The 8,124-nt window shown below is 45.0% G+C and carries 9 protein-coding genes; 7 read left to right on the top strand and 2 right to left on the bottom strand.

Translation table 11 applies throughout. The annotated features are described in order from the left end of the window. A partial coding sequence (locus B067_RS21690; protein WP_420806529.1) for a transposase occupies window positions 1-196 on the bottom strand: 196 nt, incomplete at its 3' end. On the opposite strand from B067_RS21690, the gene B067_RS0115200 reads away from it, so the two are divergent. The 7 genes from B067_RS0115200 (at window position 164) to flgL (ending at window position 7,805) form a co-directional block, all read left to right on the top strand. Beyond that, window positions 164-928 (top strand): flagellar basal body rod protein FlgF, encoded by a 765-nt coding sequence (locus B067_RS0115200; RefSeq protein WP_205619984.1) that lies wholly within the window; start codon window positions 164-166, stop codon window positions 926-928. The two genes, B067_RS21690 and B067_RS0115200, sit on opposite strands and share 33 nt — an antisense overlap. A 66-nt stretch (window positions 929-994) precedes the next feature. Next, entirely contained in the window at window positions 995-1,780 is a 786-nt protein-coding gene (gene flgG / locus B067_RS0115195) for a flagellar basal-body rod protein FlgG (protein ID WP_019530947.1), read from the top strand. A 26-nt stretch (window positions 1,781-1,806) separates the two neighbouring features. Then, window positions 1,807-2,502, top strand: a complete 696-nt coding sequence (flgH, locus tag B067_RS0115190) for a flagellar basal body L-ring protein FlgH (protein ID WP_019530946.1) — start codon at window positions 1,807-1,809, stop codon at window positions 2,500-2,502. A gap of 39 nt (window positions 2,503-2,541) precedes the next feature. Beyond that, entirely contained in the window at window positions 2,542-3,654 is a 1,113-nt protein-coding gene (locus tag B067_RS0115185) for a flagellar basal body P-ring protein FlgI (RefSeq protein WP_019530945.1), read from the top strand. Between the two features lie 12 nt (window positions 3,655-3,666). Then, window positions 3,667-4,638, top strand: coding sequence for a flagellar assembly peptidoglycan hydrolase FlgJ (flgJ, locus tag B067_RS20655; protein WP_019530944.1), 972 nt, complete (start codon window positions 3,667-3,669; stop codon window positions 4,636-4,638). Window positions 4,639-4,640: 2 nt separating this feature from the next. Next, window positions 4,641-6,590: a flagellar hook-associated protein FlgK gene (gene flgK / locus B067_RS0115175; protein WP_019530943.1), complete on the top strand. Its 1,950-nt coding sequence runs from the start codon at window positions 4,641-4,643 to the stop codon at window positions 6,588-6,590. A 15-nt stretch (window positions 6,591-6,605) separates the two neighbouring features. Further along, on the top strand, window positions 6,606-7,805 hold the full coding sequence (gene flgL, locus B067_RS0115170; protein WP_019530942.1) for a flagellar hook-associated protein FlgL: 1,200 nt from the start codon (window positions 6,606-6,608) through the stop codon (window positions 7,803-7,805). Here the strand turns inward: flgL and B067_RS0115165 are convergent. Continuing rightward, window positions 7,800-8,114, bottom strand: a complete 315-nt coding sequence (locus B067_RS0115165) for a hypothetical protein (protein ID WP_019530941.1) — start codon at window positions 8,112-8,114, stop codon at window positions 7,800-7,802. The genes flgL and B067_RS0115165 overlap by 6 nt on opposite strands. Between the last annotated feature and the right edge of the window lie 10 nt (window positions 8,115-8,124).

Here is an 8,124-nt window from a genome sequence, read left to right as displayed (position 1 = left end):
TTAACAGTACCGCTGGGTCGTAGGCTGATCGGCCGCCTTTATCGTTTTTATATTTGTCGTTGAAGGCAGATAAATCAAGGCGGTTGCTGATGAGATGATGAAGTGTATATTCGAAGGTATTGGGCTGAAGCTGCTCTTCGAAGTTAATAACAACCATGGCTGTTTGGTTGTAATCGTAGGATTTGAAATTTGGCATGTAGACTCTCCGTGTAGATGCCGTATTTTATCAAAAAACACCGAGAATATTAAGTTTTTCTACAGCCTCAACGCCAATACCACGGGTTTCCAAGCTGATTTTGCTCAGGCCCGCTCTATGGGCGTGTACTACGGTGATGGCCACAGTACTCGGGCCTATGCCATGACAGAAAGCCCTGGTACCAATTTTAACCACGGTGCCTTAATAGACACCGGCAGGGATTTAGATGTGGCTGTAGACACCGATGGTTGGTTAGCCGTGCAGGCACAAGATGGCCGTGAGGCGTTTACTCGTGGCGGTTCGTTGCGGTTAAGCCCTACCGGACAATTGCTTACCGGCAATAATTTGCCGGTAATGGGTGACGGCGGCCCTATCTCCATACCGCCTTTTGACAAGCTTACCTTAGGTGCCGACGGCACCATTACCATACAGCCGGAAGGGCAGGCGGCAGGGGTGCTAGCGATAGTCGATAGAATTAAGTTGGTACGCCCAAATTATGAAGATTTACAAAAAGGGCTGGATGGTTTAGTCAGCCGCAAGGACGGTCAAGAAGAGCAACCCGATCCCAGAGTGAGAGTACAGTCCGGGTTTTTGGAAGGTAGTAATGTCGATACCGTCGACGAGTTGACGCAAATTATGGCCATGGCCAGACAATACGAAATTAATATTAAGCTGATGAAAACCGTGGATGAAAATAGCCAGGCGGCCACCAGTTTATTAAAGAGCAGTTAATTATTAATGTTTCATGGTAATGCCTACAAAAAATAGTTAGGCGTTAAACCGTTATAGAGGTGCAGTATGATTCAGGCATTATGGATTAGTAAAACCGGGTTAAGTGCGCAAGATACACGCTTGTCAGCAATTTCAAATAATTTAGCTAACGCGGCGACAGTGGGCTTCAAACGCGACTCTGTGGTATTTGAGGATTTGTTATACCAAATTAGGCGCCAGCCCGGTGCGCAATCATCCGAAAGCACGCAGCTGCCATCCGGTGTGCAAATTGGTACCGGTGTCCGCGTTATAGGTACTACCAAAGAATTTACCAGCGGCAGTGTAGAAATTACTGAACAGCCTTTGGACTTGGCTATAGTCGGCCGCGGTTTTTTTGAGGTGCTGTTACCTGATGGTAGCCCTGGTTATACCCGTAATGGTCAATTTCAAGTTAATGCCAATGGCGACATTGTTAATGCACGCGGCTATCCCTTACAGCCGGGCATTACTATCCCCGATAATGCGCAGAGTGTCACGGTAGGCAGTGATGGCATTGTTGAAGCTACCGTATTTGGTCAGACCGGTGTGCAAGGTTTGGGTACGCTAACCGTGACTAACTTTATTAACCCAGCGGGCTTGCAGGCTATAGGTACCAATTTGTATTTGGAAACCAGCGCTAGTGGTGCACCTACAGCCGGAACCCCTGGTGAAGACGGAATAGGTAGTATCGAGCAAGGCGCTTTAGAAAATTCTAATGTCGATACCGTGGAAGAGCTGGTTAATATGATAACCACGCAGCGTACTTATGAAATGAACTCAAAAGTGATTTCTACGGCCGATCAAATGTTGCAGTTTGTTTCGCAAAACTTATAGCAGCGTTAGTAAATAAGGTGTTAAACATGTTGAGTTATGGTGTAGGTACTAAGGTGGCTGTTTATAGTTTGTTGGCATTAAGCCTAACAGCCTGTATAGCGGCGGACCCTCAGCCCAATGATCCGGCGTATGCGCCAGTGCTGGGAAACAACCAACATGCGCACGTCGTTACTAGCAGTGGCAGCCTTTATCAAGCAGGTTATAGAGGCTCGTTGTTTAGTGATAAGCGTGCTGCCAGAGTAGGTGATGTGTTGACTATATTATTGGATGAGCGCACCTCTTCTTCTAAAAAAAGTGAAACTGAAATTAAAAAAGAAAGTGATATGGCGTTTAATGCTGGCACTTTATTTGGCCGCAATATCACCTATAACGGTGACGAGATTTTGTCAGCTGGCGTCACTCAAGATAGAGAATTTAAAGGTGATGCTGAAAGCGATCAAAGTAATCGTTTACAAGGCAGTATTACCGTCACTGTGTCGGATGTTTTACCCAATGGTTTGTTGGCCGTGCGCGGTGAAAAATGGATGACCTTGACCAATGGTGAGGAATTTATACGGGTTAAGGGCTTGGTACGGCAAGAAGATATAAGCCCTAATAATACCGTGTCATCTACCAAATTAGCCGATGCCCGCATTACCTATAGTGGCACTGGCGATTTTGCTGATGCCAGTAAGCAGGGCTGGGGTAACCGCTTCTTCAATTCTAAATGGTGGCCTTTTTAAATGGCTTTATTTGCCGAGAATTCTCTAATGAGAACAATGATGAACGACAAAAAAATGCTAATCAGTACCGTGTTAATCGTACTTTTAACGGTGACTAATGCTTATGCAGAGCGTATAAAAGATATCACCACACTAGCCGGCGTTAGGGATAATCCCTTGATAGGGTATGGCTTGGTGGTAGGTTTGGATGGCACTGGTGATAAAACGACACAGGCGCCATTTACTGCGCAGTCGTTCAGATCTATGTTGAATAAATTAGGCGTCGCCATTCCTGAGGGTAGTAATTTTCAGCTGAAAAATGTGGCGGCAGTAACCATACATGGCAATCTGCCAGCCTTTGCTAAGCCAGGTCAAAAAATGGATATAACAGTAGCTTCTATAGCTAATTCAAAAAGTTTGCGGGGGGGTAGTTTGTTGATGGCACCGCTAAAAGGTGTCGATGGCAATATTTATGCCATAGCGCAAGGCGAGTTAGTGGTAGGTGGTTTTGGTACGGAAGGCAGGGACGGTTCAAAAGTGACTATCAATATCCCCAGTTCCGGCCGTATTCCAAATGGCGCTATTGTAGAGCGAGCAGTGAGCAATGCCTTTACCAGTAGTGACCATTTGATTTTTAATTTGAACCGTGCTGATTTTACCACTGCGCGCCGCATAGCTGAAAATATTAACGAGATGTTAGGCCCCGATATTGCCCGAGCAATGGACGCCTCCTCGGTGCGTGTGACTGCGCCTATGGATATGGATCAACGAGTATCCTATATGTCATTACTGGAGAATATTACTGTTAACCCGGGTGAGGCGCCTGCTAGAGTCGTTATTAACTCTCGCACCGGCACCATAGTGGTAGGCAAGCACGTGACAGTGGCTGCCAGTGCTGTGACTCACGGTAGCTTAACGGTAACCGTTACAGAAAGTAATGAGGTTAGCCAGCCTAACGCGTTTGGTGAGGGGCAAACCGTAGTGGTGCCTGAAACTGAAGAAGTTACGGTAACTCAGGAAAACAACAAAATGTTTGAGCTGAGAGGCTCAACTACTTTGGATGAGATTGTACGTGCGGTTAATGAGGTAGGTGCCGCCCCCGGTGATTTAATGGCTATCTTAGAGGCGCTAAAACAAGCAGGCGCCCTAGAAGCTGATTTAATTGTAATTTAAGAGGCAGTCATAATGCAGTCTTCGGTTTTACAACGCAGTGCCAGTAGCGACGCTTATACCGACCTCAATAGTCTTAATAATATACGCAGCTTGGGCCGTACGGATAAAAACGCCGCGTTAGAAGAGGTTGCTAAACAATTTGAGTCTATGTTGGTACGCATGATGATGAAAAGCATGCGTGATGCCAATGAAGTCTTTGCCGAGGGTAATATGTTATCCAGCGCCAGCACCGCTATGTACCAGCAGATGTACGACGACCAACTCGCGGTTTCCTTAAGCAAGGGCGGCGGTATGGGTATAGGCGATATCATGGTCAAACAATTACAACAGCGTTTTGGCACTGAGCAGGCAGCGGCAACAGCCACTGAACCCAAACTCTTTACTAGGCCAGAGAAGGCAATATCCGTGGCCCCAGTTCGTCTCTCGCAAAACACTACAGTTGTAGAGCCTGCTGTGGTGGCCAGTGCAAAAGTCAGTGAAAAATCAGTATTGGACTTTGATGGCAGTGCTGTTGATTTTGTCAGCAAACTCTATGCTATGGCAAAAACAGCCGCAGAAAAACTGGCAATAGAACCTAAAGATTTATTGGCGCAGGCGGCCTTGGAAACAGGTTGGGGTAAAAAGATCACCCAAGACAGTCAAGGCACAAGCTCGTTTAATTTGTTTAATATTAAAGCGAGTGCAGACTGGCAGGGGGAAGCGGTAAGCGTTTCCACGTTAGAGTTTCGCAATAACATACCGGTACAGCAGCAAGCTAATTTCAGATCCTATGACAACATCCAGCAAAGCTTTGATGACTATGTCAATTTTATTATGGGGCGCGGCCGCTATGACAAAGCGCTAGAAGCTGAAGATGGTGGGCAGTATATACAAGAATTGGCAAAGGCCGGTTATGCTACCGACCCCCAGTATGCTGAAAAAATTATCCGTATAGCGAATAGTGATGTAATGAAAAACGCTATTGCTAGTGTAGAGGTTAAATAGTCATGTCGTTATTAAGCATAGGCGTTAGTGGCTTAAGCACTAACCAAACAGCCTTACAGGTTACGGGTAATAATATTGCCAACGCCGATGTGGAAGGCTACAGCCGTCAACGCGCAGAAATATCAACACGACCAGAGTTTTTTGAGGGTGTGGGGTTTATTGGCTCTGGTGCTGGTGTTACCGACATCTCGAGAATTGTGGAAGGTTTTTTAATTTCCCAATTACAGTCGGATACCGCCGCTTTTAATAATTTATCTGCCTATGTTAGTAGCATAGAAGAAATGGATACTTTATTGGCGGATGGCTTTAGTGGCTTAAGTCCTGCCTTAGATAGTGTGTTCTCTGATATAGAGGCCGGCGCACAAGATCCCACCTCCATGCCATCTAGGCAATTGGTGTTAAGTGATATGGAGGGTCTAGTAGAGCGTTTTAATACCTTATATCAGCGATTACAGCGCCAACAAGATAGTATTAATCAGCAGGTTAAAGCCTTTAGCTCCCAAGTAAGTTCTTTATCCGAAGGTATCGCGAATTTAAACGTCTCAATAACGGAAGAAATGGCCAGAGGTAAGGGACAGCCTAATCAATTGTTAGATGAGCGCGATCGTTTAATTACGCAATTGTCAGAGCTGGTAACTGTGCGAACGGCAACCGAAGATAATGGTGCTGTTTCCGTATTTGTGGGTAGCGGTCAAGCATTGGTGTTGGGCGGTAATTACAATGAATTAGTGACTAGCAATAGCACTAAAAACCCCGGTCAGTTAGAAATCAATATCAGTGGTCTAGGCGGAACCCAGCAAATCACCAGTTTAATCAATGGTGGTAAATTGGGAGGCTTGGTCAGCTATCAAAAAGATACATTGCCGGGTATTTATAACTCGCTGGGGCGTATTTCCTTAGGCATTGCCGATTCGATGAATCAGCAGAATAAATTAGGTATAGATTTAGAAGGTAATTTTGGCGCAGATATATTTACCGATATTAATACCAGCGCGCTAACTCAAAGCCGTGTTATTGCAGATACCGCAAATACTGGGTCAGCGGCATTAGCGCTGTCTATTAGTGATATCAATCAATTGACTACCAGCGATTATTTTATTGATTTCAGTGGTACCGGTTCTACCTATCAAATAGTGCGCGAGTCTGATAAGGCGGTAGTGAGTTCGGGTGTTATAGGCGCCTTTCCCGCTACCATTAATGTTGATGGTTTTGATCTTGCTATCGCCACTAGCCCTAATGCCGGTGATAAATATTATTTAAACCCAACCAAAACAGCCGCGCAGGATATCGCTTTAGAAATTACTAGGCCGCAAGAGTTTGCCTATGCCTCACCGATAGTGACGGGTGCTAGTTTAGGTAATACCGGTACAGGGCTAATATCAGGTGGTACGGTATTGTCGGTAACCGGTGCAGCTATGGCTGATATTACCACGCCAGTGACTTTTGTGTTCACCTCAGCCACTAGCTATAACGTCATTAATAGCGCTAGCAAAGCGGTTATTAGCAGTGGTAATGCCTTTGTGCCCAATACGGTTAATACTTATACCTCGCCAAATGCTGCTTATAGTGTCGAGTTAAAGGGTGCGCCAGCACTGGGTGATGAGTTTACCGTAGACTATAATGTTAACGGCGTGTCCGATAATAGAAATGGCGTTGCCTTAGGTGGCTTGCGCTTAGCCAGTGGTTTAGATAACGGCACCTTGAATTTTGAAGATGCCTACGGCCGTTTGTTAGAAGAGCTGGGCGCAAAAACAGCGCAGCTGAGAATTAGCCGTGATGCCTCCGAGTCGCTGTTAATGCAGTCGCAAAAAAGTCGCGATGGTGTTTCTGGCGTTAACCTCGATGAAGAGGCTGCCAACTTAATTAAGTTTGAACAAGCTTACAATGCATCGGCACGTATAATTACTGTAGCGCAGCAAATATTTGATACGCTGCTAGCCGCCTTTCGATAGCCGAGGAGTCATATTATGAGGCTTTCATTTTTACAAGGTTTTACCCAAAGCTTAAACAGTATGCTACGCATACAGGAACAGAGCTTTAATACCCAAAATCAGATATCTACTGGTAAGCGTATTTCTACGCCCGCTGATGACCCCGTAGGTGCAGCCAGGATGATACAGCTGGATCAAGAGCAATCGCAGTTAGAGCAGTTTAAAAAGAACATTAATTTCGCTGAAAGTCGCTTAGAGATAGAAGAAGTGCGGCTATCTAGTGTTAATGATTTATTGGTAAGGGTGAAAGAGCTAACGTTACAAGCGGCTAATGGCACCAATGCCTTTCCGCAGCGTCAGGCACTCGCGGCCGAAATAAAAACGCGTATGGAAGAATTGGTTTCTATCGCCAACAGTCAGGATGCTAACGGAGAATATATTTTTTCTGGCTTTCAGGGGGGGACTATTCCCTTTGTGCAGGACTCTGCGGGTGAATATGTTTATCAGGGTGACGAAGGGCAGCGTCAAATCACTGTGGCTAATGGGACAAAAGTACCTATTAGCGATAGTGGCTACCGTATTTTTGAAAATATAAATTCGTCCCAGAATACCTTCTTTACGGATACTAATAGCGCTGCTGCGGTAGTGTCATCTCAGCGGGTCGTTAATCAAACTACTTATGATGCAAGTTATCCGTTAGATTATGAAATCACCTTTACCGGGCCTGCAACGTTTGATGTTAATGATGAAAATGGTGTGCCTCTATTAGTGGGGCAGGCGTATACGTCAGGGGCGCCCATAACATTCAATGGCGTAGAGATTACTATTTCAGGCACTCCGGCTGCAGGTGATGATTTTTATATAGAATCTTCAGGTAAGCAAAGCATGATTGCCACCTTGGCTAAGCTGGCTGAGGGGTTAAATACTTTAACGGATTCTACCGCCGATAAAATAGCGCTGGATCAGTTGGTTAGCGATTCATTAATAAATATTAAAAACTCTGAAGATAGTGTTGCGCAAGTGTTGGCGGAGGTTGGCGCACGCTTAAATACCGTTGAAAGTGTGCGTAACTTGCATGAAGGTATAGGGATTTTGAATGAGGGGTTATTGTCCGAAATAAGAGATCTAGATTATGCGGAAGCTATTAGTCGCTTGAGTCAAGAAACGTTTGTTCTAGAGGCGGCGCAGAAAACTTTTAGTCGAGTTAACTCTTTATCGTTATTTAATTTTTTATAGTGATGAGTGTATAAGTGTTAAGCTTTTTTTTACGGCATATTTCCTTAATTTTTCTATATCATTGTCTGTTTTAAGGTGGTCGTTTAATAAAGATCGGTAAAAATATGATGTTGCAGGGCTGACGGGGTGAGTCTGGAAGTGTTTGTTGATAATCTCGTTTCTTGATCGGTATATTTTTAGTGTTTCCTTCCACTCTTGTTTTTGTGCTGAATCGAGCAGCAGGGCTTCTATCTTTTTTATATCCTTCCAGCTGTCGTGTATGTCGCTGCTAACTGAGGCGTTTTTGCTACTGCTGGCTGATAGTGACATTAAGATAACT

This window comes from Dasania marina DSM 21967 (genome assembly GCF_000373485.1).
Classification (GTDB): domain Bacteria; phylum Pseudomonadota; class Gammaproteobacteria; order Pseudomonadales; family Dasaniaceae; genus Dasania; species Dasania marina.
Note: the sequence above shows the minus strand (reverse complement) of the source record. Positions and strands in the feature narration are given on the sequence as shown.

Bases quoted from the DNA above. Each gene is read 5' to 3' on its own strand.
- flgG (WP_019530947.1), top strand. From the start codon at position 995: ATGATTCAGGCATTATGGATTAGTAAAACCGGGTTAAGTGCGCAAGAT.
- flgH (WP_019530946.1), top strand. From the start codon at position 1,807: ATGTTGAGTTATGGTGTAGGTACTAAGGTGGCTGTTTATAGTTTGTTG.
- B067_RS0115185 (WP_019530945.1), top strand. From the start codon at position 2,542: ATGAACGACAAAAAAATGCTAATCAGTACCGTGTTAATCGTACTTTTA.
- flgJ (WP_019530944.1), top strand. From the start codon at position 3,667: ATGCAGTCTTCGGTTTTACAACGCAGTGCCAGTAGCGACGCTTATACC.
- flgK (WP_019530943.1), top strand. From the start codon at position 4,641: ATGTCGTTATTAAGCATAGGCGTTAGTGGCTTAAGCACTAACCAAACA.
- flgL (WP_019530942.1), top strand. From the start codon at position 6,606: ATGAGGCTTTCATTTTTACAAGGTTTTACCCAAAGCTTAAACAGTATG.
- B067_RS0115165 (WP_019530941.1), bottom strand. From the start codon at position 8,114: ATGTCACTATCAGCCAGCAGTAGCAAAAACGCCTCAGTTAGCAGCGAC.